The 24,724-nt window shown below is 45.5% G+C and carries 27 protein-coding genes; 10 read left to right on the forward strand and 17 right to left on the reverse strand.

The genetic code is table 11. The annotated features are described in order from the left end of the window. Positions 1–38: 38 nt before the first annotated feature. The 13 genes from rsmH to GSQ66_RS08240 all read right to left on the reverse strand — a co-directional run bounded on the left by rsmH (position 39) and on the right by GSQ66_RS08240 (position 10,902). The gene (gene rsmH, locus GSQ66_RS08180) at positions 39–953 is read right to left on the reverse strand and encodes a 16S rRNA (cytosine(1402)-N(4))-methyltransferase RsmH (RefSeq protein WP_162427022.1); all 915 of its coding nucleotides are present in this window, start codon (positions 951–953) and stop codon (positions 39–41) included. Further along, entirely contained in the window at positions 953–1,420 is a 468-nt protein-coding gene (gene mraZ / locus GSQ66_RS08185) for a division/cell wall cluster transcriptional repressor MraZ (protein WP_162427023.1), read from the reverse strand. The genes rsmH and mraZ overlap by 1 nt, the downstream gene beginning before the upstream one ends. A 583-nt stretch (positions 1,421–2,003) precedes the next feature. Further along, positions 2,004–2,588, reverse strand: coding sequence for a hypothetical protein (locus tag GSQ66_RS08190; protein WP_162427024.1), 585 nt, complete (start codon positions 2,586–2,588; stop codon positions 2,004–2,006). Between the two features lie 130 nt (positions 2,589–2,718). Further along, positions 2,719–3,408: a fatty acid desaturase gene (locus tag GSQ66_RS08195; protein WP_162427025.1), complete on the reverse strand. Its 690-nt coding sequence runs from the start codon at positions 3,406–3,408 to the stop codon at positions 2,719–2,721. Positions 3,409–3,429: 21 nt separating this feature from the next. After that, entirely contained in the window at positions 3,430–4,281 is an 852-nt protein-coding gene (locus tag GSQ66_RS08200; RefSeq protein WP_162427026.1) for a 4-hydroxy-3-methylbut-2-enyl diphosphate reductase, read from the reverse strand. A 7-nt stretch (positions 4,282–4,288) separates the two neighbouring features. Further along, entirely contained in the window at positions 4,289–4,987 is a 699-nt protein-coding gene (locus tag GSQ66_RS08205; RefSeq protein WP_162427027.1) for a lycopene cyclase domain-containing protein, read from the reverse strand. 102 nt (positions 4,988–5,089) lie between these two features. Then, positions 5,090–5,623, reverse strand: coding sequence for a hypothetical protein (locus GSQ66_RS08210; RefSeq protein ID WP_162427028.1), 534 nt, complete (start codon positions 5,621–5,623; stop codon positions 5,090–5,092). After that, positions 5,623–6,456 (reverse strand): phytoene/squalene synthase family protein, encoded by an 834-nt coding sequence (locus tag GSQ66_RS08215; RefSeq protein WP_162427029.1) that lies wholly within the window; start codon positions 6,454–6,456, stop codon positions 5,623–5,625. Before GSQ66_RS08215 ends, GSQ66_RS08210 begins: the two co-directional genes overlap by 1 nt. A gap of 21 nt (positions 6,457–6,477) precedes the next feature. Beyond that, complete coding sequence (locus tag GSQ66_RS08220; RefSeq protein WP_162427030.1) at positions 6,478–7,968, reverse strand: phytoene desaturase family protein; 1,491 nt, start codon at positions 7,966–7,968, stop codon at positions 6,478–6,480. Between the two features lie 29 nt (positions 7,969–7,997). Continuing rightward, positions 7,998–8,510 carry an RNA polymerase sigma factor gene (locus GSQ66_RS08225; protein WP_162427031.1) on the reverse strand — a complete coding sequence of 171 codons (513 nt, stop codon included), beginning with the start codon at positions 8,508–8,510 and terminating at the stop codon, positions 7,998–8,000. Positions 8,511–8,737: 227 nt separating this feature from the next. Next, a complete protein-coding gene (locus GSQ66_RS08230) occupies positions 8,738–9,613 on the reverse strand; it encodes a MerR family transcriptional regulator (protein ID WP_162427032.1) in 876 nt (291 codons plus the stop codon). Next, positions 9,594–10,037 carry a sterol desaturase family protein gene (locus GSQ66_RS08235; RefSeq protein ID WP_238395871.1) on the reverse strand — a complete coding sequence of 148 codons (444 nt, stop codon included), beginning with the start codon at positions 10,035–10,037 and terminating at the stop codon, positions 9,594–9,596. Before GSQ66_RS08235 ends, GSQ66_RS08230 begins: the two co-directional genes overlap by 20 nt. 91 nt (positions 10,038–10,128) lie before the next feature. Continuing rightward, positions 10,129–10,902 carry an enoyl-CoA hydratase/isomerase family protein gene (locus GSQ66_RS08240; RefSeq protein ID WP_162428980.1) on the reverse strand — a complete coding sequence of 258 codons (774 nt, stop codon included), beginning with the start codon at positions 10,900–10,902 and terminating at the stop codon, positions 10,129–10,131. 1,112 nt (positions 10,903–12,014) lie between these two features. Between GSQ66_RS08240 and GSQ66_RS08245 the strand changes: the two genes are divergently transcribed. From GSQ66_RS08245 to paaD, 5 genes are all read left to right on the forward strand, one after another. After that, the gene (locus GSQ66_RS08245) at positions 12,015–12,581 is read left to right on the forward strand and encodes a TetR/AcrR family transcriptional regulator (protein ID WP_202923423.1); all 567 of its coding nucleotides are present in this window, start codon (positions 12,015–12,017) and stop codon (positions 12,579–12,581) included. Between the two features lie 83 nt (positions 12,582–12,664). Then, positions 12,665–13,651, forward strand: coding sequence for a 1,2-phenylacetyl-CoA epoxidase subunit PaaA (paaA, locus tag GSQ66_RS08250; protein ID WP_162427034.1), 987 nt, complete (start codon positions 12,665–12,667; stop codon positions 13,649–13,651). A gap of 84 nt (positions 13,652–13,735) precedes the next feature. Beyond that, positions 13,736–14,374 carry a phenylacetic acid degradation b gene (locus tag GSQ66_RS08255; RefSeq protein ID WP_162427035.1) on the forward strand — a complete coding sequence of 213 codons (639 nt, stop codon included), beginning with the start codon at positions 13,736–13,738 and terminating at the stop codon, positions 14,372–14,374. Next, a complete protein-coding gene (paaC, locus tag GSQ66_RS08260; protein WP_162427036.1) occupies positions 14,374–15,129 on the forward strand; it encodes a 1,2-phenylacetyl-CoA epoxidase subunit PaaC in 756 nt (251 codons plus the stop codon). The genes GSQ66_RS08255 and paaC overlap by 1 nt, the downstream gene beginning before the upstream one ends. Positions 15,130–15,204: 75 nt before the next feature. Next, positions 15,205–15,687, forward strand: a complete 483-nt coding sequence (gene paaD, locus GSQ66_RS08265; RefSeq protein WP_162427037.1) for a 1,2-phenylacetyl-CoA epoxidase subunit PaaD — start codon at positions 15,205–15,207, stop codon at positions 15,685–15,687. Positions 15,688–15,750: 63 nt separating this feature from the next. Here paaD and GSQ66_RS08270 read toward each other — a convergent pair whose 3' ends face one another. The 3 genes from GSQ66_RS08270 to GSQ66_RS08280 all read right to left on the reverse strand — a co-directional run bounded on the left by GSQ66_RS08270 (position 15,751) and on the right by GSQ66_RS08280 (position 19,551). Continuing rightward, a complete protein-coding gene (locus GSQ66_RS08270) occupies positions 15,751–16,536 on the reverse strand; it encodes a copper resistance protein NlpE N-terminal domain-containing protein (RefSeq protein ID WP_162427038.1) in 786 nt (261 codons plus the stop codon). Positions 16,537–16,634: 98 nt separating this feature from the next. Beyond that, complete coding sequence (locus GSQ66_RS08275) at positions 16,635–18,365, reverse strand: M3 family oligoendopeptidase (RefSeq protein ID WP_162427039.1); 1,731 nt, start codon at positions 18,363–18,365, stop codon at positions 16,635–16,637. 106 nt (positions 18,366–18,471) lie between these two features. Further along, the gene (locus tag GSQ66_RS08280) at positions 18,472–19,551 is read right to left on the reverse strand and encodes a ferredoxin--NADP reductase (RefSeq protein WP_162427040.1); all 1,080 of its coding nucleotides are present in this window, start codon (positions 19,549–19,551) and stop codon (positions 18,472–18,474) included. 267 nt (positions 19,552–19,818) lie between these two features. Between GSQ66_RS08280 and GSQ66_RS08285 the strand changes: the two genes are divergently transcribed. Genes GSQ66_RS08285 through GSQ66_RS08295 form a run of 3 tightly spaced genes read left to right on the forward strand, consistent with a single transcriptional unit; the run spans position 19,819 to position 21,284 of the window. After that, on the forward strand, positions 19,819–20,373 hold the full coding sequence (locus tag GSQ66_RS08285; protein WP_187033103.1) for an HNH endonuclease: 555 nt from the start codon (positions 19,819–19,821) through the stop codon (positions 20,371–20,373). A 47-nt stretch (positions 20,374–20,420) separates the two neighbouring features. Next, positions 20,421–21,122 (forward strand): peptidoglycan DD-metalloendopeptidase family protein, encoded by a 702-nt coding sequence (locus GSQ66_RS08290; protein ID WP_162427041.1) that lies wholly within the window; start codon positions 20,421–20,423, stop codon positions 21,120–21,122. Positions 21,123–21,140: 18 nt separating this feature from the next. Beyond that, positions 21,141–21,284: a hypothetical protein gene (locus tag GSQ66_RS08295; protein WP_162427042.1), complete on the forward strand. Its 144-nt coding sequence runs from the start codon at positions 21,141–21,143 to the stop codon at positions 21,282–21,284. Positions 21,285–21,287: 3 nt separating this feature from the next. On the opposite strand, the gene GSQ66_RS08300 is transcribed toward GSQ66_RS08295, so the two are convergent. After that, positions 21,288–22,502: an ABC transporter permease gene (locus tag GSQ66_RS08300; RefSeq protein WP_162427043.1), complete on the reverse strand. Its 1,215-nt coding sequence runs from the start codon at positions 22,500–22,502 to the stop codon at positions 21,288–21,290. A gap of 35 nt (positions 22,503–22,537) precedes the next feature. On the opposite strand from GSQ66_RS08300, the gene GSQ66_RS08305 reads away from it, so the two are divergent. Beyond that, a complete protein-coding gene (locus GSQ66_RS08305; RefSeq protein ID WP_238395872.1) occupies positions 22,538–23,788 on the forward strand; it encodes an exo-beta-N-acetylmuramidase NamZ family protein in 1,251 nt (416 codons plus the stop codon). Between the two features lie 4 nt (positions 23,789–23,792). Next, entirely contained in the window at positions 23,793–24,722 is a 930-nt protein-coding gene (fmt, locus tag GSQ66_RS08310; RefSeq protein ID WP_162427044.1) for a methionyl-tRNA formyltransferase, read from the forward strand. Positions 24,723–24,724 lie beyond the last annotated feature (2 nt).

Raw genomic sequence — 24,724 nt, forward strand, 5'->3', positions numbered from 1 at the left:
TTACACTTTTAAAAAATTCGGCTTGTTAAGCCAGGTGTTTAATCATCTAAATCTCTTTTCGCTGCTATTCTTAGCTTTGCGCTCCTGGAGCGGCTGTTTATCAGTAATTCTTCTTCAGTGGGCACCACCGGTTTCCGGCTTACTGCATCCAAAGGCTTTATTTCATTCCCAAACAGGTCCTTTTCAACCTCCCCGAAAAACTTGCCCTTGGCTATAAAGTTTTTTACTAACCGGTCTTCGAGTGAATGATAAGAGATCACAGCCAGCCGTCCACCGGGTTTCAGCACTTCGGCTGCCTGCACCAGCATCTCTTCTAGGGCTTTCATCTCATCGTTCACTTCGATGCGGAGCGCCTGGAAAACCTGCGCCAGGTACTTATTTTCTTTGCCTTTCGGCGTGCAGGCGCGTATCGCCTGTTTAAAATCTTCTATCGTCTCAATCGGCTTGCGGGTTCGTTGCTCCACTATAGTTCTGGCCAGGGTCTTGGCATTCTTCACTTCGCCATAAATGCCAAAGATGCGGTGCAGTTGCTCTTCCGAGTAACTTTCTACTACATCTTTTGCCGAATCGCCCTGGTCATAGTCCATGCGCATATCCAGCGGACCATCAAAGCGGGTAGAAAAACCACGGCTTCCTTCGTTAAACTGGTGCGATGAAACACCAAGGTCAGCCAGAATGCCATCCACCTCTTTTACACGGTACAGGCGCAGGTACTTTTTCAGGTCGCGGAAGTTGGCGCGCACAAACTGAAAGTTTGGTCCTTCCAGCTTCTTTGACTGTTCTTCTGCATCCCGGTCCTGGTCAAAACTATAGAGCTTACCGGTTGTAAGCCTGCTAACTATAAGTGCCGAATGTCCGCCACCACCAAAGGTCACATCTACATACACACCATCCGGTTTTATTGCCAGGGCATCAACCGATTCTTCCAACATGACAGGGCGATGGTATTCCATTACAGCAACGGCTCCTTTTCTTCTTTATCTCCTAAGAACTTCTGCGCCAGCTGCGAGAAATTCTGCTGATCCTTAATCAGGAACTCTTCATACTTATCCGGGTTCCAGATCTCTACGCGGTTACCCAGGCCAACTATAATTACCTCTTTATCCAGTTCAGCGAAGCGCGCCATGGTACGTGGCAGCACAAATCTTCCTGTCCCATCCAGCTCAATCTCGGTGTTCCCTCTAAAGAAGTTACGCTGAAAATGACGGTACTCTTCGTTAAACTCGTTCAGGCCGGCCACCTTATCGTAGATCACTTTCCACTCTGCCTTTGGATACAACACCAGGCAAGGCTCAAAACCCCTCATCAGCACCACATGATTGCCAGACGCCTCCGGCAGGTTAGCTTTTATCTTTGCAGGTAAAACCAACCTTCCCTTTGGGTCAATCTTGCACTCAAATTCGCCAGACAGGAAGTTCATGTTTTTCTTTAATTGGTCCGTATAGTTTTCGGAGTATACAAATGTAACGATTCAACAAAACTCCGCAACCACAATCTCCCACTTTTTACCACTTTGTGGATAAATTACGGTAATCCACACCACTTATCCACATTATCCACATACGTATCAACCCACTTTGGGTATAACTATATTTGAATATTTGAATGTAATCCACTATTATACGAGGCGCAGCAAATATAAAGCGCTGCAAATCAATGTGTTACACAGAACACAAAATCATAGCCAGCAAATGGAGCGGATTTCCACAGTAAAAGTGGGAGAAAGTGGATGATGTGGAGGAAAGTGGAGGACTTTACCCAAAAGTGTGGGGAAAGAGGGCGAAGTTTACCAGTTATAAGTAATGTGCTTACTATAAACAGCTTAGCAAAAACAGCTGCACTCTTGCACCAGAAGTTTAACAACTATAGTTGTGAAATAGGAAAAGTAACCCGCCTCCAGCGCAGAGCCAACTATAAAACTATCAGGTTCAGGCTACTATAAACTAAAAAAAGGAAGCTATAACAGCTTCCTTTTTTTAGTTTATAGTTTGACTTTAGTTTATCTAAAACTTGAATCCGACGTGCACACCAATGGCAAATACAGGTGTACCATTTGTATAGTAATTATACCCGATACGCCAGCCGGCTACCCCACTTCTCAGGAAGTTAAAATCGTTTTCCATAAAGCCGTTAAAGCCAATATCTGAAGTGCGAATATGCGCAACTGATCCATCTATAGTTCCCTCTTTGGCATCAGAGTTGATTTCGGAACGGTGCCTTGCTGCGCCTCCTACCCCTAAACGCAGGTTTATAGTTTCTTTCTGGATCAGGTCGAAGCTGGTTTCAAGTCCACCCATGTAAAAGGTGTTTTTTATAGAATAGATCTCCTTACCCTTGTCGTAGCGGGAGGCAGTGAGCAAGCCAAGATTAAGGCCTACGGCTACGCGCTCGCCCAGGTAATGGCTAAACTTATTATGAAACATAAGTCCCTGGCTGTCAAACTCCGAGAGCCAGACAAAGCTTATGCCTGAAACGAAGGTATTGGGGTCTTTGCTGGTGGCACGTTTGTACCCATCGGCATAGCCGTTAAAACCGGCTAAAAGAAAGCAAAACAGCAAAGTAAAAGAAACTACTATAGATTGGCGCATAAAGCTGCTGGTAAGGATTAAAACGAGTTGATGAAGGTTTAGGCAAAGTTGCTAGTGATACGCAATCCAGACACCCACTGTTACACCCGCAACATGAAAATATCCAACTATCTAAATATAGGTATCTCTCTTAAGGTTTTGCTTTGTATAATTGCCACCAGGGCAGGTAGGGCTTGTCGTGGTGCTCGTAGTGATACCCGAAAAAATAGCAGCTCAGAAAGGCCCATAGGTGATTTTTACGCTGCGTTCCTGACTTATGCAGATTATCGGCTGCATGCTCGCCACGGTGTGGCAGGTACGTACCAAAGTAAAAAAGCTGAAACGTAGCAAAAACAGCCGGCAGCATCCAGAACATTATCACATTCTCAACCGGGAAAAAATACTTCAGCACATTAAATGTAATTGCCATCAGCACCAGCTGCCACCAGGTAATGTATTGTTTCAGAAAACTGAAGTACCACGGCCAGAAGGAGCCCTGGTGATAGTCCGGATCCTGGTCTGTAGCAACGTGTTTATGATGCTGGTGATGACGTGGCAGTAAACGCGGGTACCAGTTATAGGCAAACAGGAAGGCGGTTACAGTTCCTATAGTTCGGTTTAGCTTTGGCCGGCCGGGAGCAGTTACGCCGTGCATGGCGTCGTGGGCGGTTATAAAAAGGCCGGTATATAAGTGCATTTGTACCAGCATAAAAAGATAAGGCAGCGGCGAGGCAAAATCTATAGTATAGCTGGTCAGCAGATAAACCAGTAATCCAACCCAGCAGCTAACTATAGTTGCTGCAATTAAAATCCCACGGGCATCTCTTTTTATAGCTGGCATGTGCGTTCGTGCAGGACCTGTTTATACTTCAAGTTTAAGCAAACTGTCTCTAACCTGCTCCATCAGCCACATAGGCGTAGAGGTTGCCCCGCATATACCAACCGTATCGCCGGCTTTAAACCAATCCTGCTGCAGTTCTTCTGCTTTTGAAATAAAGTACGAATCCGGATTGGTATTTTTGCACACCTGGTACAGCACCTTTCCATTAGAGGACTTGGTACCTGATACGAAAACGATCTTGTTAAACTGTGCCGCAAACTTACGCAGTTCTTTATCGCGGTTAGAAACCTGCCGGCAGATAGTATCATTCGCATCTACTTCATAACCTTTCGTTTCGAGCTGATCCTTGATACTATAGAAATTGTCGGTGCTTTTAGTGGTCTGGCTGTAGAGGGTAAATTTAGAGGGCAACTCATGTTTTAGCAATTCATCTATATTCTCGAAAACGACAGCATTGTTGTTTGTCTGCCCTAAAAGGCCCAGCACTTCGGCATGCCCGTGTTTGCCATAGATAAAAATGCGGTCGTCTTTGTCGTACGACGATTTAATGCGATTCTGGAGTTTCAGCACCACCGGACAACTGGCATCGATCAGTGTCAGGTTATTGTTCAACGCTGTCTGATATGTTTCTGGTGGCTCGCCATGCGCCCTGATCAGAACAGCTTCGTTGCGCAACTCTCCCAATTGCTGGTGATCTATAATCCGTAAGCCGCGGTGCTGCAGGCGCTGCACTTCTTCATCGTTATGTACAATATCACCCAGGCAATACAAATAGCCTTGCTCGTCCAGGATATCTTCAGCCATCTGGATGGCATACACTACCCCAAAACAAAATCCGGAGTTAGAATCGATGGTTACGTTAAGGCGCTGCATATACAGATTATACAGCTGATGGCTGATATTGTTTTAAACTGAATTTCTCACGCAAACCCTCATACACAGAGATAGTTAACAGCAGCATCAGCATAGAATACATTGTATCTTCAATAGGGATAGAAACAAGTCGTATACCCAGGTTATAGTTATCGTTATACCACACTACAGGCAGATAAGTGAGCACGCCGTTTACAATCAGGAACGGTAGCAGGTGCACCAGGTAAGCCAGGTAAAAACGCCCGAGATACCTGGTACCGAAATAACGTAAATGTACCAGGTGCAAAATTGCCAGCAGCATAAACGTGATAGATGTGTACCACTTTGCCATATTGAACACAGCTATAGTTGGCAACAGAATTATCAATCCTAACGCTATAGTTTTGGCATAAGGCTGCAGCAGATCTTTGGTGATATAAGCATTGAGTACGTCATATATAAAAACGCAGGCATACGGCACGGTTATAAAGAAAAGAACCTCCTCGAGAGGCAGGTTGAACAGGTAAATACCAGTCAGGTATTCTTCATTAAATCCCCAGATGCCGTTTTTTGTAAACTGTGCGTCCCAAACTATAAACAACACCGCATTAATCAGGATAGCAGGCAGTAAAGCCGGCCAGTTCCTGTAAAATGCCACCTTTTTGTCAAAAGACAAAAGCAGCGGAAACAGGATGGTAAAAATGTTCAGGTATAGATAGATGTACACAGTTTTATAATTATTAATTGGTAATGATTAATGACTAATTGGAATATAAATTGAGCAATTGAGCAATTGAGCAATTGATTAATCACTAATCATTCGTCATTATTAAATCTTCAGGCTTTTTAGCAGTTCCTTTTCTTCCGGGGTACAGCGCTCTTTCTCTAACAGTACATTCCGCATAGTTTGGGCCAATGCCGTATTTATCCCGGATTTCGGATGTTCTACTAAACCTTCAATAACTATAGCCTTATCTTCAGCCATGTGCTGACTCATGTTAAGATAGCCCGGAATGTGGTACTCAACTATAAATCGTAAAAACCTGATCTCGGGATTCTCCCTGTTCAGCGACACAGCTTCTTCAAATAAGTCCATGGCCGCGTTCAGGTGCTTCATTTTAAAATATGGATTCCAGACATACTTGGCCATTACAGCTTCAGAAGCAGCTTTGTACCCTAAAACCACCGGCTCTTTGCCCGTGTATTTTTCCATTTTGTCATAAAACTGGTTTGCAGCTTCTTCATCTTTGCTGGCAGCCAGGTACTCTACACGGAGTTCAGATAATTTATAGGTAGTAGCGTTTGCAGCCTGAGCCACAGAAATACAAACCACTAAAAGGAAAAAGAGTATAAATCTGCTCATTAAATTGCATTTAGTTGATACCTGAGATATGAACTGACCAGTAGCGCCAGCTTTGTGTTATCAGGTACTCTTACGCGTTCAGTGAGAATGTGGGTTGCTGGCAGGTTCTGTATTTTGCAGAAAAGCTTCAGGTAATACTTGTATGCCAGGTACACGCCAAGGCGGGCTGTGCGGGGCAATTCCATAATTCCTTTATAAGCGTTTTCAAAATCTTTGCAGATATCGGCTTCAATCTCTGCCTTGCTGATGTTGTCGAATTGCTTAAACTCTACCTTCGGAAAGTATACCCGGCCACGGTCCAGGTAGTCGCTTTGCATGTCGCGCAGGAAGTTCACTTTCTGGAAAGCAGAGCCCAGGCTACAGGCTGGTCCCTTCAGACGTTCAAACATTTTATCGTCGCCTTCGCAAAACACTTTCAGGCACATCAGCCCTACTACCTCGGCAGAGCCATAAATATAGTTGTCGTATAGTTGGTGGTCGTATTGCTGCTCTTCCAGGTCCATTTCCATACTTCTCAGAAAGGCCTCTATATATTCCAGATCAATCTTATACTCATTTACTACGCACTGAAAGGCATGCAGCACCGGGTTCAGGCTGATTCCGGTAGCTATGCTTTTATAGGTTTGCTCTTTAAACTCCTGCAGCAATTCCTTTTTATTATGTTCATGAAACGTATCTACAATCTCGTCGGCGCAGCGCACGAAACCATAGATGGCATAAATCGGGAAATGGAATTTCTGATGCAGCGTTTTGATGCCGAGCGTAAACGATGTGCTGTACGCTTCGGTAAAAACTTTGCTGCATTTCAGGCAGGTCTGTTTAAATAAATCCATAGGCAGGCGTTAAGTACTTGATTAAACTATAACAGGTGCTTTAAATTCTTTTGCTACTTCATTGGCTACTACCAGCCCCGAAATCAGACTTGGCGGCACCCCTGGACCCGGAACGGTGAGCTGGCCGGTATAAAACAGGTTCTTTACTTTTTTGCTTTTAAGGCTTGGTTTCAGCAATGCGGTTTGCAGCAGGGTGTTAGCCAAACCATAGGCATTGCCTTTAAAAGCATTGTAATCTTGTATAAAATCGTTGTGTGCGTAACTGCGTTTGTAATTTACGAAGGGGCGTATCTCCTGGTTCGTCAGCTTCTCCAGCCTGTCCAAAACCAGGTTATAGTATTTTTCCCTAACTTCTTCTGTATCCTTCAATCCTGGTGCCACCGGTATAAGTATAAACAGGTTCTCACAGCCATCAGGCGCAACGGTTGGGTCTGTTACCGATGGTGCTGATACGTAAAACAAGGGTTTTGTCGGCCACGTCGGGTTGGTATAAATCTCATTCGCATGCGGTCCGAAATCCTCATCAAAGAACAGGTTATGATGCTGCAGGTTTTTCATTCGTTTGCTGATGCCCAGGTAAAAGATCAGAGAAGATGGCGCCATCACCCGCGTATCCCAGTACTCATCTGAATAGCTCTGGTATTGCGCTGGCAACAGGTTCTTCTCTACATGATGGTAATCAGCGCTGGCAACTATAACTCCGGCTTCAAACACATCGGTAGCCGTAACTATAGTTTTAGCTTCACCGTGTTCAACTATAATTTCCTGCACATCCTGGTTAAACCTGAACGTTACCCCTTTCTCTTTCGCCAGCTGCACCATGCCTTCTATTATTTTATGCATGCCACCCATCGGGTACCAGGTACCCAGACTGATATCAGCGTAGTTCATTAAACTATAAAGGGCAGGTGTATTCTCAGGCAGAGCTCCCAGGAAAAGGATCGGGAACTCCATCAGTTTGATGATCTTCGGGTGAGAAAAGAAACGCCGGATGTGTTTATGGAAAGACTGAAAAACATCCAGTCTGAGTACATCCAGCAACAAACGCAGGTTTATAAATTCAGTAACGGAACGGCCCGGCTTGTAGACCAGCTGTTTAATACCAACTTCGTATTTGTAAGCGGCCTGCTCCAGAAACCTATCCAGCTGATGTGCGCTGCCCGGCTCCCACTTCTCAAAAAGAGCTTTGAGTTCATCTAATGAGGCAGGTACATCTACAAAATCACTCTCCCCGAAAACTACAGTGTAGGACGGATCGAGCCTGACCAGATCATAGTAAGCTGCAGTACTTTTACCAAACTTCCCGAAGTAAGATTCGAACACGTCGGGCATCCAGTACCAGCTGGGGCCCATATCAAATGTAAAACCTTGTGCAGTAAAACTACGAGCGCGGCCACCAGGCGTACTGTTCTTTTCAAGCACAGTTACTTGGTACCCCTGGTTAGCCAAACTGGTAGCCGCGGATAAACCGGAGAAACCTGACCCAATTACAATTACATTTTTCTCACTCATAAAAGGAATTCAGGCGCTGGTATTATCTATTAGTTCTGCTGGTATACTTTAAGCGATTGCTTGAGCTCCTTACGCGCAATGTGAATCCTGTTTTTTACTGTCCCGATCGGGATCTGCAGTTTTTCAGCGATCTCGGTGTACTTATAGCCCACATAGTACATCATAAAAGGGGTGCGATGTTCTTCGTTCAGGCTGGCAATGGCTTTATTAATATCGTTCATGACGAAAGTTGCCGTGCCTTTGTTCTGCGTGATGTAGTTTTCATCGGTATTCAGGTACTGCAGGTACTCTGAGCTGTCGATGTTGCTGCTGCGCTTGGTTATTTTGTTATAGTTGTTGATGAACGTGTTACGCATGATGGTATAAAGCCAGGCCTTCAGGTTAGTTCCTGTTTTAAACTTCTCACGGTTCATCAAAGCTTTCAGAACGGTTTCCTGTACCAGATCTTTTGCATCGTCAGTATCGCGGGTGAGGTTAAAAGCCACAGGCCGCAATGACTGAGCAACTCGTTGTATTACGTTGCTAAATTCTATTGCTGTCATACTTTTTGTTTATACTTTTATCTAAAACTATAAACAAATATACGTAGCTTTCTGAAAATAAAAAGCTTTTTGTTTAATTATTTTATAAAAACGGTTAAACAAACCTGCAACAAAAGCTTTTTATTTAGTAATTCTATAGAAATGAGGGGGTTAACGGACAAAAAAAATATGCCTGCCTATACTCTGAACGGTACGGGCAGGCATTTGTGTATACGGTAAGCTCAAATTTAGCTAAAGAGCTCTGTAAATTCGCGCATGCAGGCCAGTCGTTTCACATTTCCAGGGAACACCAACTGCTCATGCTGTACCAGCATACCATATATGTAAATGGTCGCCTCCGGAAAAGCCTCCGAAAGTTTGTAAAGGTATTTCTGCACCTGGTCACGATCCGGAACAGACGTGAGTACCGTACAGATATATTGCGGATTAGTTAAGGCGTAGGTTAACTCCAGATCGCTGAAGGGCAGATTTTGTCCCATATAAATTACGTGCCGGTTCTTTGACCGGACCACATAGTTCATATACAGCAATGCCAACTCGTGCAGTTCGCCTTCAGGCAAGTATAAAAGGTAAGATGGTGTGTCAGGTTTTCTCCTTACTACCTGTCCATCAATGGCAACTATAAGTTTCTGGCGGATCAGGTTGCTTACAAAGTGCTCGTGTGCCGGCGTTATGTTACCGGTTTGCCAGAGTATCCCGATCTTATGCAGGAAAGGATAGACCAGGCGATTCATAGCTTCGGCAAAACCCAGTTGTAATGCTACAGTGGATATGGCCTTATCAAACGCTTCTTCGTCCAGGTCCAGCATAGCCGACATCATGTTGTTGATGTGCTGGGAGCACTCTCCAGGAATCTCACAAAGCTGCTGCACTTTCTGAATTACCTGATCAGGCTGCATCTGGGCTATTTTGGAAATCTTATAGCCTTTCTCGTTCAGCAACGATACATTCAAAAGTGTTTTCAGATCCTTGTCATCGTAGTATCTGATGTTTGTCTCCGTACGTTTGGGGCACAGGATATTATACCGCTGCTCCCAAATCCGGATGGTATGGGCTTTGATGCCCGAAAGATGTTCCAGTTCTTTAATGGTGTACTGCGCCACGTTTATCCTTTTTATTAACTACTTCACTTGCTGCCTTAAAATACCTCGGCGACACCCACAACATCCCAAACGCTTCTGAGCCATATTTTCCGGATGTTTTATGATGTACCTTGTGCGCCATGTTTAATGCTTTTAGATAAACATTAGACGTACGCCCAAACGCTTTTATGCGCCTGTGAATAAATACATCATGAATCAGAAAGTAAGCAACCCCATATAAGGTAATGCCCGCTCCTATCCAGAACCTGTAACCCAACGGCTCGCTGCCAAAAATAAAGAACAGCATGGCCAGTGTGCCATACCAGGCAAAAAACAGGTCGTTTAGCTCAAATGCATGGTTGTGCCGGGTGTGGTGCGACTTATGCAGGAACCATAAAAAACCATGTAGTACGTATTTGTGCATCACCCATGCCACAACTTCCATAACTACAAAGGTTAAGAGCATGATCCCGATTCCTGTCAGCATACCCAAGAAACAGCAAGTTTAAGAAATAGTTTTAAAAGTTAAACAGATTTTACCAATTGATAGGTTCTTTGTTAAGAAAAGCAGCAATACCACGCTGGCAATCTTCAGAGCTACGGGCGACGGCATTCATCTCGGCCGCATATTGCAAACCACCTTCCAGGCTCATTTCCTGCACCCGCGCGATCATCTCCTTAGTTACTTCCATAGATTGTTTGGAGTTCTCTACGCATAGTTTCTGTGCAAATGCAAACACTCGTTGCTCCAGTTCTTCGGCTGGTACCACATAGTTTACCAAGCCATATTTTTCTGCCTCAGCAGCTGAAACAAGATCACCGGTCAATAAAAGTTGTTTGGCTCTGGACTCTCCTATTTTGCGCAACAGAAACACCTTAACTATAGCAGGTATAAACCCGATTTTTACTTCGGTGTAGCCAAACTTCGCTTCCGGCACTGCAAACCCAAAATCGCAGATCGCAGCCAGCCCGCATCCGCCGGCAATAGCATGTCCGTGTATCTGGGCAATAACTACTTTTTTCAGGGTATAGATCAGTCTGAAAAGCTCCATTAAATGCGTGGAGTCGGCCAGATTTTCGTGGTAGTCATTGTCCTGCAGTTTCTGAATATATTCTAAGTCAGCGCCCGCGCAAAACACTTTCCCTTCGGCACGCAGCACGATTACCTTGCAGGCGTCATCTTCTTCGGCATAAGCAAAAGCCTGCTTCAGCTCCGACACTACTTCGTAGTTCAGGGCGTTTCTTTTTTCAGCTCTTGCCAGGGTGACATAACCTACTCTATCGTGAACTTCATAATGCACAAAGTCCATTTTTAGTTTTTCAGCAGATGTGGCTGTATCATTCATAGCATATATTTATAGTTCGATTTAATAAAGGCTGGAGTTCAAATATACGTAAGAGTTGATGTAATGCTCGGGAGAATCCGAAGAAAGTAAAAAAGCATTGTAGTGATGTTCACCCAGCTGTCATTTTGGGCACTCTTGAGCCGGGAGGAAGCGCAGCTGTGAAGGATCTGAGTTCTCCTATAGTTCTGCTTTTGTCATTTCGACGTTAGGAGAAATCTGGGTTCTATAGTTTGATTTTCTTCCAATCCGAACCAAGCCTTTTCTTCTATAGTTACTTCTAATCCTGGGAGCTCTATTAACCTACAGTTCTATAGTTTCCTTTGGTGCCCTCACGGCCGGGAGGCCTCGTCTTCGGGCATCGCGCTGCTGCTTTCTTGCTACCCTCGTCCCTCGGGTTGCCTGGCGGCACCGCAACAAAGCAAAGGCGCTCAACCCAAAGACTGTGATCAGCTCGATAGCTAACCTATAGTTTGCTTGAGAAGCTATAGTTGCATCGCCTTATCGTGGTGGCATTTCCGTAGGGACAGGTAAACCTGTCCTGTCCGTGGATGGACTGTAACTATAGCTAATTCAGATTTCTTACAGCTGCGCTGGCTCTCTTCGACTCGCGTCTCAAGAATGTTCGAAATGACAAGTCGAAAAAGCAATAACAGAAAAGTCCCCCTTTTGAAGGGGGCAGGGGATGACAAACAGTAACTATAGAACTATAGCTCTCAACTATAGCAAAGGCAGAAATTCCCCTCTTGGGAGGGGCAGGGGTGGGTTACAACAGCAACTATAAAACAGTAACCTAAACTATAACGACAACTCGAAAGCTCCTTCCCCTGTTTTGGGGGTAGGGGGCCCCGATAAAAGGGGAAGGCTGGGAAGGGGTGAAACCACAACTATAGAACCACAGCTCAAACTATAGCATGTGTTCAATTCCAAAAATCAGTCTAATCTTCCTTAACCTGCGGTTCAGACGAAATCTCCTAAATCACAGTTTAGTTTAAAACCCTCAACTATAAAACCTCGTTATAAAATTTGCTAACGAACGTTAGGTTGTTTACATTTGTTAGTTATATATGGAAGTAACTTTGAGCAGAAAAGAACAAATAGAGCAAACCGCTACGGCACTGTTTAAAAACAGGGGCTTTTCGGCTACGTCTATGCGCGACCTGGCAAACCAGCTGGGTATCGAAGCTGCCAGTATTTACTCTCATATTAAGTCAAAAGAAGAGATTCTGCAGCGGGTGTGTTTCCGGATGGCCAATGAGTTTTTTGAAGCTATTGACCAGGCTGATGTATGCAGTGCTTCTGCTTCTGAACGACTACAGGCGGCCATTACAGCGCACGTCAAAGTATTAGCTAAGAATACGGAAGCATCGGCAGTGTTTCTGCACGAGTGGCGCCACTTAAGCGAGCCGCACCATGCTGAGTTCTTAGCACTGCGTAACCGTTACGAAGAACACTTTAGAGAAATAGTTCGTGAAGGCATTAAAGCCGGCGAGTTTAAAGTGCCTGATGAGAAATTTGCTGTTTTAACGATACTTTCCGGGCTGAACTGGATACACACCTGGTACAAGCCGGAAGGAAAAATGAACGCTGAAGAAATTGCCGCTAACCTGGCAACTATGCTACTAAACGGACTGAAACAAACTTAAAAAGCGCCAAACACAAATTAACTAATCGCCGGGCTGCCACCTACGGCCCGGCACTTTTACTGAACCTTTAAACTATAAATAATATGTACGGAGGAGGAAACGTTTTTGAAGCGACTAAATTCGATGATGTGCAGACAGAAGATCCTGCAAAATTAGAAGAATTTGAAGCACGCATTGCCCGCGGAGAGAAGATCGAACCAACCGATTGGATGCCCGAACTTTACCGCAAGCAGCTGATCCGCATGATCGAGCAGCACGCGCACTCAGAAATTATCGGTGCATTGCCGGAAGGCACCTGGATCACCCGGGCCCCCGGCTTCCGTCGTAAGATGGCGCAGATGGCAAAGGTGCAGGACGAAGTAGGCCACGCACAACTACTATACTCAGCTGCCGAAACGCTGGGCAAGTCGCGTGAGCAAATGCTGACTGACCTGATCAACGGTAAATCAAAATATTCGAACGTATTCAACTACCCTGCCTTTACCTGGGCAGACTCTAATATTATTTCCTGGCTGATTGATGCAGGTGCTATAGTTAACCAGATGGCGAATGCCAAAGGTAGTTACGGTCCTTACTCACGTGCTTTGGAGCGTATCTGCGCCGAAGAAGCATTCCACCTGAAGTATGGCCACGATGCCGTGGTGCATATGGCAACAGGCTCACCAAAGCAGCGCGAAATGATACAGGCTGCACTTAACCGTTGGTGGCCACCGATCATGACCTTCTTTGGCCCATCAGATAAAATGAGTACGCACACCGAAACACTGATGCGCTGGAAAGTGAAGATGGCTTCTAATGACGAATGCCGTCAGCAGTTTCTGGATATGTATGTGCCTAAGATCTGGGAGCTTGGCTTAACTGTTCCGGATCCGAATCTTAAGAAGAATATGGAAACCGGCCAGTGGGAATTCACGGAGCCGGATTGGGATGAGTTCAAGCGTGTGATCAACGGTGATGGCCCTTGCAACGCCGAGCGCCTTGCGGTACGCCGCACTGCTGAAGAACGTGGTGCCTGGGTACGCAGAGCCCTGCTAAACCCGAAAGCAAAATACGTTCGTCCATTGGCATAGCCAATGGTAGTTTAGAGTTATGAGTTAAGAGTTAAAAGTACTCTTCATTCATAACTCATAACTTTTAACTCTTAACTTTTAACTATGTCTCTGACATCCCTAGACCCAAGAGTAACAAGATTGAACCTGCCAGAAGGCGAAGTTCCTGCGATGGAGCCAAAGCCGGAGCTGGATCAGTTTGAAACATACGAAGCCTTCCATCAGAAGAAAGAAGGTACTGCTTATACTTACGTTGGCCCGGTTCATGCGCCTAACGAAGACGTGGCTTTCCTGTTTGCAAAAGAGCAGTATAGCCGCCGCTTTGCCTGCACCGGCCTTTGGATCGCGCGCACCGAAAACATCCAGGTTACGCCTTACGGTAATGATAACGAGAATGTGTACGACACTATCCAGTTTGAAGAACCTGTTTTACGTTCTGAGCAACCTGAACCATATGAAATCTTCCATCTGAAAAAGCGTGGAAAAGCGCATGCACATGCCGGCCGTGTAATGGCAACATCTTACCAGGAAGCACTTCAGGAAGCAAAACAACAATTAGGAGAGAAAGGCCCTATCGTAAATGTGTGGGTAGTTAAGTCGAAAGATGTGCTGCAGTCTGCAGAAGAGGATAAGGATATGTGGACCACTATTCCGGAGAAGAAATACCGCGAAGCCATTGCCTACAAAGTAATGGACAAGATTACGAAGTATAAAGAAGAGAATAAACCTACAACTGCGCAATAATGAACGAGCAAGCGATAAAAGACCTGTTATACAAACTGGCAGACGACCAGCTTATACTTGGCCACCGCAACTCTGAATGGACCGGCTTCGGCCCGATACTGGAAGAGGACATTGCTTTCTCGTCGATGGCGCAGGATAAGATAGGCCATAGTTTAGCTTTTTATACGTTGCTGCAGGAGCTTGGCGAAGCTGAACCTGATACCGTTGCCTTTACCCGCAACGCCAACCAGTTCCATAACAGCCACCTGGTAGAACTGCCAAACGGCGAGTACGATTTCAGCCTAATCCGCCACTTTTTATACGATAATGCCGAGATCATCCGTTTCGAGATGCTGTCGCAGTCGAGCTACGAGCCGATTGCTAAAGTTGCTACGAAGCTGAAAGGCGAAGTAAAATACCATGTGCTGCACGCCAATACCTGGATCAAGAATTTAGGTTCATCTACTGAAGAAGCTATCCTTCGTTTGCAGTCTTCGTTGAATGAAGCGATGCCTTATGCGCTGGCGATGTTCGAGAAATCGAATTATGAGCAGGAGCTAATTGATGCAGGTGTGTATGCAGGCGAAGAAGCTGTGAAAGCTGAGTGGCTGAAGCGCATACAGGCAGTAATTGAAAAGACAGATTTGAAATTACCTGACCTGACAACTATAGAACCTAAGTTTGGTGGACGCTACGGTGAGCATACAGAACACCTGCAGCCGCTATTGGACGAGATGGCTGAAGTATTTAAGATTGACCCAACTGCTGAGTGGTAATTAGTCGTTAATCGTTACCATTGATCGCTTTTTGTGAATCCGAATAACGAACAACGAGTAACTAATAACGAAACAATGTTGACCAAGGAAAACATATTAACCCTGCTGGAGGAGGTAAAAGACCCTGAAATACCGGTGTTATCGCTGGTGGATCTGGGGGTGATCACGGGTGTGGAAGTTTCGAAAGATGACCACGTTACCGTGAATATGACGCCTACTTTTGCCGGTTGCCCTGCCATGGACTACATGAAGAAAGATGTAGAACGCACACTGGAAAAACACGGCATCACCAACTATAAGGTTAACATGACCTTTGATAAGCCCTGGGACAGCAATAAGCTTTCAGAGAAAGGCCGTAAACAGTTGAAAGAGTTTGGCCTGGCACCACCACCAAAGTATGACCTGATATTGGACCTGGATATTCTGGAACATGTAAAGTGCCCTTACTGCGATAGCGATAATACGGATATGAGAACGCCTTTCGGCCCGACACTTTGCCGCTCTATGCATTACTGTAACAACTGTAAGCAGATGTTTGAGCAGTTCAAGCCACTTTAAGTAACCTAACTATAAACAGAAAGGCCAGCTGAACTATAGCTGGCCTTTCTGTTTATAGTTAGGTTATTTCTCTTCGCTCTTCGTACTCAGAAACATTCCGCAGCCGTTAAACTCAATGCCTTTTGCCTTTACCCGAACTGTGTGCGTAAACATTTTACCAGACATAGTGTCTTCGCAGGGCTGTACAGTTAATTCAACTATAAGGTCGCCGGTTTCAGCAGTGGCTTTATAGGTAATAGTTTTACCGTTATTTACGATCTCCGGAATTGCAGTTTCCAGGGCTATAGTTTCGGAAGGCAGCGTTTTAAAGTACATGCCTTTCTCCTGGTCAATTTCCAGTGCCCAGCCAGGTTCGTTTCCGGTAGCTATAAAATCGACACCTAGCCTGCGTTTTTCATTCCAAAGTTCAGGATTGTTGCCTGTTAAGTCAGTGTCCTTTCTCAGCCTGTATTTGTCAGCCAGGTTGGTGGTTATTCTCTTCCCTTTCTGATCTAACATATGCAATTCCCCACCTATCGATAAGTCGAATTGGGTTGAAGTAGAATCGTTGCCGTGAAGTTGAAGAATGCCATTCGCTATTTGCCAGGTTCCGGTGCGGGTATAGGGTTCAACGTCACGCTCCTGGTAAACCATTGTTTCTTCAAAGGTATTGTCTTCGTTCAGGCTCAGGTTATAGTTTATGCCCGGGCAGTCGGCACAAGGAATTACACCACGCCACACTCCTACAACACTGCGGGGCAATCTGCTCTCGCCTACTTCAACATCCACAGCCTCCGTCGAAAGTTCGCTTGTGGTACAACCCGAAACTATAGCCGCCAACACCAGAAACAGCCAAAATCCTTTACTCATACTCTTATTTTACGACCTAAAATTAACGCCGATCCTCTACTTAAAATAAAAAGCCCTGCTACGAATAGCAGGGCTCAAAATTAGGCAAATTTTATAGTTTATAGTTGCTCCATTTCGTGCTGCACAAAATCAACCAGACTTTTAATATATGCCGTACTGAAATCGAATTTGATACCAGCCGCCTCGTATACTTCGCCTATCGATACGGTATAGCCTAAGCTCAACGCACGTTTGTAAGCTGCCAAACCTTCCGCTGGGTTCTCTTTATAGTTCTTCCAAACAGCAATTGCACCCAACTGCGCCATGGCATACTCCACATAATAAAACGGAACTTCGAAAATATGTAGCTGCTTCTGCCACATGTATGGCTTGTACTGTTCCAGCCCGGTCCAGTCAACTAACTGGTGGTTAAACTGGTCGAAGATATTCACCCATTCCTGTTTGCGCTCTTCGGTAGTTTGCTCCGGATGTTCGTAGATCCAGTGCTGGAATTTATCAACTGTAGCCACCCACGGGAAGGTCTCCAATACGCTTTCCAAATGCGTTTTCTTAGCTCTGCGCAGTTCGTCTTCATCATCAAAGAAGGTATCCCAGTAATCCATCGAGATCAGCTCCATCGACATAGACGCCAGTTCTGCTACTTCTGAAGGTGGATGCTTGAAAGAGTTCAGCGTCAGCTCACGTGTCAGGAAAGAATGTACGGCATGGCCGCCTTCGTGCAGCATCGTGATCACATCGCGCAAGCTGGAAGTCGCATTCATAAAAATGAACGGAACCCCGATCTCATCCAATGGATAGTTGTAACCGCCCGGCGCTTTTCCTTTTCTGGACTCCAGATCCAGGTGGCCCATGGCGCGCATGGTAGCAAGGCAATCGCCTAAATACGTATCCAGTTTGTAGAATACCTGCACTGTTTTCTCGAGCAGTTCTTCGCCGGAAGTAAAAGGCTCCAACGGTTTTCTGCCTGACGGGTCCACATCCAGGTCCCAGGGCTTTAATTCTTCTACTCCCAGTTTCTGCTTGCGCTCCTGGTCTATAGTTGTTAGCAGCGGAACTATAGTTTCTTTTATTGAAGTATGGAAATCGAAGCAATCCTGCGGGGTATAATCGAAACGGCCAAGTGCGGCAAACATGTAATCCCGGAAATTCCCGAAATCTGCATTTTTAGCTACCTGTGTGCGGAGTTTCAGCAGTTCGTTGAACAGTTCATCCAGCTTGTCCTTGTCCTGAATGCGGCGCTCCTGTATCGTTCTCCAGGCTTCTTCACGCACGGCTCGGTCGTTCTGCTTCATGCGGTCGGCAGCGCGCTGCAGGGTCATCTCTTCGCCATCCAGCGTTACGGTCATTGCACCGGTAATGGCTGCGTACTGTTGCTGCTTGGTGCTGATCTCAGTGTTAAGCGGAATGTTCTCTTCCCTGAAAATCTCCAGCGCACGTTCTACGCCACGCAGGTAAATTCTATACTTGTTTTTATCCAGTGCAGTCACGTAAGGCGAGTGCATCAGCTTTTTGTTCAGCTCGTGGTCGTAAGGCGCAATTTTGGGGTCTATTTCAGACACAAAATACTGGAAGGCTTTGGTACTCTCTTCGTTCTGTGTGTCGCAGGTCATGCGTATGTAGCGCCAGCCCATGTCTTCCGAAAGCATACTCTCCAGCTCGCTCCGGTCGGCCATCCACTTTTCAAGCTCTTCTACGTTAGTAATTTCCCTGTTTTTCAGTTCTTCAAAAGAAGGTTGCAGGGCTTCCCAGGTTTCTACTTTAAAATCTTCAGGCAGGTAAGTGCGTTGCTTGCGCTTTGGTATAATTAAGTTTGCTGATACGTTGGTCATAATGCTAACATATATTCTAAAAATGTAATATAGGTACTTCCGCTGAAAGTACAAAAAAAGCCATATCTACAAAAGATATGGCTCTTATTTTATACGTGAATTTTAATTATCCGATCTCGATAACAACATCGCTGGTAAGCGGGTGACCTACACAGTTCAGCACATAGCCTTCGTCCAGCTCCGCATCCGACAAGCCTTCACGCTCATCCAGGTGCACTTTTCCGCTCAGGCACTTACCACGGCAAGCGGTACACAAACCCGCCTGGCAAGAGTACGGCAGATCAACATCCTGGTCCAGAGCAGCTTCCAGTATAGTCTGGTCCGGGTTTACGGTTACGCTGTATTCCGAGCCTTCGTAAATAATGGTTACTGTTTGGGTGGTTATCTCATCTTCGTCAGTAGCACTTACATTGCCATGCTGGTCCGAATCAGGTTCGCCGGTTAGCTTGCTGCTCACAAAACTTTCCCTGAAAACCTTATCGAATGGCACATGCAATACGTTCAGGGCTTTCTTTACTTCATCCATCATGCCTTCCGGGCCGCACATAAAGTATAATCCATTGCTGATTTTGGATAACTGCAGGCGCTCCAGAATTTTAATGATCAGGCTCTGGTTCACCCGGCCGCGGTATTCGCAATTCTGATTTGGCTGGCTAAAGATGTAAGCAATCTGTAAACGGTCCGGGTTTTCGGCGCGCAGTTGCTCCAGCTGGTCTTTAAAGATCACCGAGTTCTCGTCGCGGTTACCGTACAGCAATGTAACCTTACTGTTCGGTTCTTCGCGCAGCACGCCTTTAAGTATAGACATAAGCGGCGTTATGCCACTGCCAGCCCCTAATAAGATTACGTTGCGGGTTTCAGCGACATCGCAGGTAATACAGAAATTACCAAGTGGCTCCATCACTTCAATCTCCTGCCCTACTGCTGCATTATCAAGCAAGTAATTAGACACTTTACCGCCCGGCACGCGCTTTATAGTTACCGATAGGGTGTTCTCGTGGGGTGTACTGCTGAGCGAGTAAGAGCGGCGTTCTTTTTTACCTTCAAACGGAATGATCAGGGTAAGAAACTGGCCTGGCTTATAGTTTATAGTTTGATTCTGTGGTTGTTCAAAATGAAGGGTAACAGCATCTGAAGTTTCACGGGTGATGTCCGAAATTTTCAGTGTGTGGTAAGAGTTACTCATTTTAGTTTATAGTTTATAATGATGATTTAAGTTTTAGAGCCTGTTTACAAGTGGAAAGTTACAATAAACTTAGCTGTTGTGATAAAGTTTTCACTAAAACACAACGCTTTTGTATAAAGTATACGTACAAGACCAAAACTGAAAACAGCCTGTATAAAGATTGAGAAAAAAACTGCAACTTTGTGCTGTTGAGCTGTTTCAGAAACAAAATGGGTAAAAGGCCCCAGCTCAATTACCGTTCTAACACCTTACTACAATAAAACTGTGATGCTTTATAAACTCACGCTAAAAAACTGTGAAAAAACCGTAGTGGTAGATGACCACACTTACGAGTACATTCAGAAAAATGCATATCTGCAGCAGATCGAATTCCTGAAACACCTGCGCATCCACTCTAACGGCTATGCCTTCTTCCAGAAGAACTGGCCGCTAAAGAATGGCAAGTACCGCAACGAGACGATCTACCTGCATAAACTTATCGGCGAACAGCTCCTGGAAAAGCAGGAAAGCAACATTAAGCTGTACGTGCACTTCAAAAACGGCAACAAACTGGACTGCCGCCGCGAGAACCTGGAGTGGGCACCGCTTTGCAAAATTGTGCGCAACACCACTAAAACCGAGAACAAACTTGGTGTGCGTGGCGTGCATAAGGAAGCCCAGAAGTACAGAGCCATCATCCACCATAACAAGCAGCGTATCAACCTGGGTACTTTCGAGACTTTGCAGGAAGCCGCCATGGCCTACAGCAGAAAATCGGAAGAGCTGTTTGGTAAAACTAAAAGTTTAAAAACACTCTCTAAGTTTGTGGAAGAAGTAAATTAACTTCTTATACTTGCGCCTGCAGCCAGACCCGCTGCACTATAGAGTGAATGAAAACAACAACAGAACTTAGCGAACTGCTGAGACGGCACACTACTGCCTTTGCCCCGGTCATCGACACCGACCTGCAAAGCAACGTAGTGTGCCGTCTTGATTTTACGGCTGCCAACAACCTGTTGCAGCAAACCGATTTAGTTGATACAGCGACTTTTAACGAAGCTGTAAACCAGATGCTGAGTGAGCAAAAGGCTATAGTTGGCGTGGGTGGTTATTTCGAAGACCGGTCTATTTACAGACGCAGCTCACACTTCGATGCAGCCGCCGAAAGCCGCAACCTGCATTTAGGTATTGATATCTGGATGGAAGCTGAAACGCCGGTTTATACTCCGTTGGATGCTACCGTACATAGTTTCCAGGACAACAATAACTTTGGAGATTACGGTCCAACTATAATTCTGCAACACGAACTGGAAGGTGTTACTTTTTATACGTTGTATGGCCACCTGAGCCGGAAATCGTTGGAAGGACTAGAAGTTGGAAAAGCTTTCAGAAAAGGCGAAAGAATCGCCTGGCTTGGTAACTACCCGGAGAACGGCGACTGGCCGCCACACCTGCATTTCCAGGTAATGGCAACTATGGAAGGCCGCTCAGGTGATTTTCCGGGCGTAGCTGCAGCATCAGACAGAGCACATTTTGAAAAGATATGCCCAAACCCGAATCTTATACTTCAGTGTCCGTTACTGCCGATGTAGAATACCAGACGCACAGTAATGGAGACGCAAAGTATTGCGCCTCTACAGATAACCGATATTGTAGAGACGCAATACTTTGCGTCTTTTAACTACGAAGCAACTCCGATAAAAACAGAAAAGCCATACCTGCAAGTATGGCTTTCTTGTTTTATAGTTGGTTAAACGTTAATCAAACTTAATAGCTTTTACCGGTTTAATGCGGGCGACCATGGCGGCTGGTATAAGTATAGCGAACATTGTCATCCCAAGGGTAATGAGGTTGAGCACAACTATAATTCCGAAATTCCAGCTAATAGGAACGGTGTCCATGTAGTAGTTCTCAGGGTCTAGGGGGATGATCTTGAAGTAATATTGAACAGCACAGAAACCAATGCCGATGATGTTCCCCCACAGCATGCCGCGAAGGGTTAAATGCAGCCCGCGGAAGTAGAACACCTTTCGTATCTGGGCATCTGTGGCTCCAACCGCTTTAAGTACGCCTATCATGTTTATGCGCTCGATGATCATGATGAACACTGTAGAAACCATGTTGAACGTAGCTACAAAAATGATGAGCACCAGGAAAATGATCACGTTTTTGCGCAGCAGTTTCAGCCAGTCAAAAAGCTGCGCGTGGCGGTCCGTTATCTTTTCGAGCTGCAGGTCATAGTTCATGTGTTCAAACACTTCATCTGCCACCTGATCGATCTGGTCGAAGTTCTTGATCATGATCTCCACCCCACCCGAAATGGAATCAGGCCAGTTATTCAGCTCCCGTATTAGCTTTATATCCCCAATCACGAACACTTCGTCAAACTCTTCGAGGCCAGTATTAAATATGCCGGATACTTTCAGTTTTCGGGCGCGTGGTGGGTTTTGTATGAAATAGAAAATAGCTTCATCCCCAACTTTTAAGAGCAGTTTTTCGGCCACCCGCCGGCTCATCATTACTTCTTTAGATGATGCTGTGTCGTTATAGGAGAGTAATTTCCCTGCATCCAGGTTCTTCTGCATGGCGCTCAGGTCATAATCTTTACCCACACCTTTCAGTACCACGCCCAGCACTTCTTCTTCTGATTTTACGATGGCGGTTTTACGGGCAAATGCCTGAATCTGCTTAATTCCGGGGATAGAATCTGCTTCTGAAAGACCAATATTGTTGCTGATCGGGGCACCTTCGTAAGAGTTATTGGTATCGTATTTGTTAACTTGCAGGTGCGCCCCGAAGCTGAATATCTTGTCGCGGATCTCGTTACGGAATCCTTCCAGAATGGCGAACGATACAATCATGATGGCAATGCCGGCAGCTATACTTATAATTGCTATTTTTGTAACCGACGCCGTAAACGAACCGGATTTAACTCCTGAGATTTTTTCGGATATGTACTTGGATATGTTCACGCGTTAAAACAGGATAAACTGCCTTAAAGATAGGTATGAAATTTGACTTCTTCTCAATTATGATACAGCCACTGTTTATACTTTATACTTCGTTGCTGCTGGCTATAGGCAGTTGCACTCCGAAGCAAACAACAACTCAGCAACCAGAGCAGCAAAAGCCAACTATAGTTAAAACAGCTCCCGAAGTATCAAAACCGCTCCAAACCGGTGCCGAACAATTCGGACTATACTTGCCAAAACTGCAAGGCAAACGCGTAGGCATGGTCGTAAACCAGACATCTATAGTTGGCAATGCTCACTTAGTAGACACCCTATTGAGCCGTGGTGTTAAGATCACTACTATTTTTGCACCGGAGCATGGTTTCCGTGGTGAAGCTGATGCAGGCGCCTATGTAAAAGATGCCAGAGACACCAAGACCGGTTTGCCGATTATCTCACTTTACGGCAAAAACAAAAAGCCACTTCCGGAGCAGCTTACTAATGTTGATGTACTTATTTTTGATATCCAGGATGTGGGCGCACGCTTTTACACCTACATCAGTACCATGCATTATGTAATGGAAGCCGCAGCTGAGCAAAACAAGGAGGTGCTTATACTTGACCGCCCTAACCCGAACGGTAACTATGTGGATGGTCCTGTGCTGGAGCCGGAGCATAAGTCTTTTGTAGGCATGCACCCTATTCCTATAGTTCACGGGCTTACAGTTGGCGAACTGGCAAACATGATAAACGGCGAAAAATGGCTGGAACGTCAGCAACAGGCAAAGATCACGGTTATACCTGTTGCCAACTATAACCATAGTTTGCCTTATACTTTACCCGTTAAGCCATCTCCAAATTTACCTAACCAGCAGGCCATTACGCTTTATCCATCGCTTTGCCTCTTCGAAGGTACCAATGTAAGCGTTGGTCGCGGCACGCCTACGCCTTTCCAGGTTATCGGCAGCCCATACTATAAGTTCAAGGATTTTTCGTTTACGCCTGTCAGCACACCTGGCGCCACCGATCCGCCTCACAAAAACCAGGTTTGCTACGGTAAGAACTTAACAGACCCGGCTACAGCACAGCCTTTTACATTAGCTTACCTGCTCGATTTTTACAAGAACTCAACCCAGCAGGATAAGTTTTTCAACAATTTTTTCGAGAAACTGGCCGGAACTTCGGAGCTCAGAAAGCAGATTATAGCCGGAAAAACAGAAGCGGAGATTCGTGCCAGCTGGGAGCCTGCTTTAGCAAACTATAAAACCTTACGCAAAAAATACCTGCTTTACCCCGACGCAGAATAAGACTATGCCGAAAGACCTACGCATTATATTTATGGGTACCCCCGATTTTGCGGTGCCCACCTTACAGACTTTAGTCGAACACAACTATAAAGTAGTTGCTATAGTTACCGCACCTGATAAACCAGCCGGCCGCGGCCAGAAAATTCAGCAGTCACCGGTAAAAGAGTACGCTGTTTCGCAAAATGTTCCGGTGCTGCAGCCAACCAACTTAAAATCTGAAACTTTCCTGGATGAACTGCGCAGCTACAAAGCCGATCTGCAGATTATAGTTGCGTTCAGAATGTTGCCTGAAGTGGTGTGGAGCATGCCGCCACTGGGTTCATTCAATATTCATGGCTCTCTGTTGCCGCAGTACCGTGGTGCTGCGCCTATTAACTGGGCCATCATTAATGGCGAAAAAGAAACCGGTGTTACATCGTTTTTCCTGAAGCATGAAATTGATACCGGAGACCTGTTACTGCAAACCCGTGTGCCTATACTTGAAGAAGATGACTTTGGCTCGATGTACGAAAAGCTGAAGTTTGAAGGCGCAAAACTTGCGCTGCAAACCGTACAGGCCATTGAGCAGGACAATGTTAAGCCAATGCCGCAACCACAAACCGGAGAGTTGAAACACGCACCGAAGATCTTTAAAGAAACCTGTGGGATCAACTGGGATCAGCCGGCAGACCAGGTTCGTAATTTTGTGCGTGGCCTCTCCCCTTACCCAACCGCCTGGACACGTTTAGGCGATAAAACCTTTAAGATTTTTAAAGTAGAAGTTTTGGAAAATGCTGGGTATGATGGCACGCCCGGAACTGTTTACACTGACAATAAAACCTTTGTGCATGTAAAAACCGCCGACACTGCAGTAACTATAGTTGACCTGCAAATGGAAGGCAAAAAACGCATGCCGCTGGCTGATCTATTACGTGGCTATACTTTTAACTTATAAAA

It is taken from the genome of Pontibacter pudoricolor (assembly GCF_010092985.1).
GTDB classification, from domain to species: domain Bacteria; phylum Bacteroidota; class Bacteroidia; order Cytophagales; family Hymenobacteraceae; genus Pontibacter; species Pontibacter pudoricolor.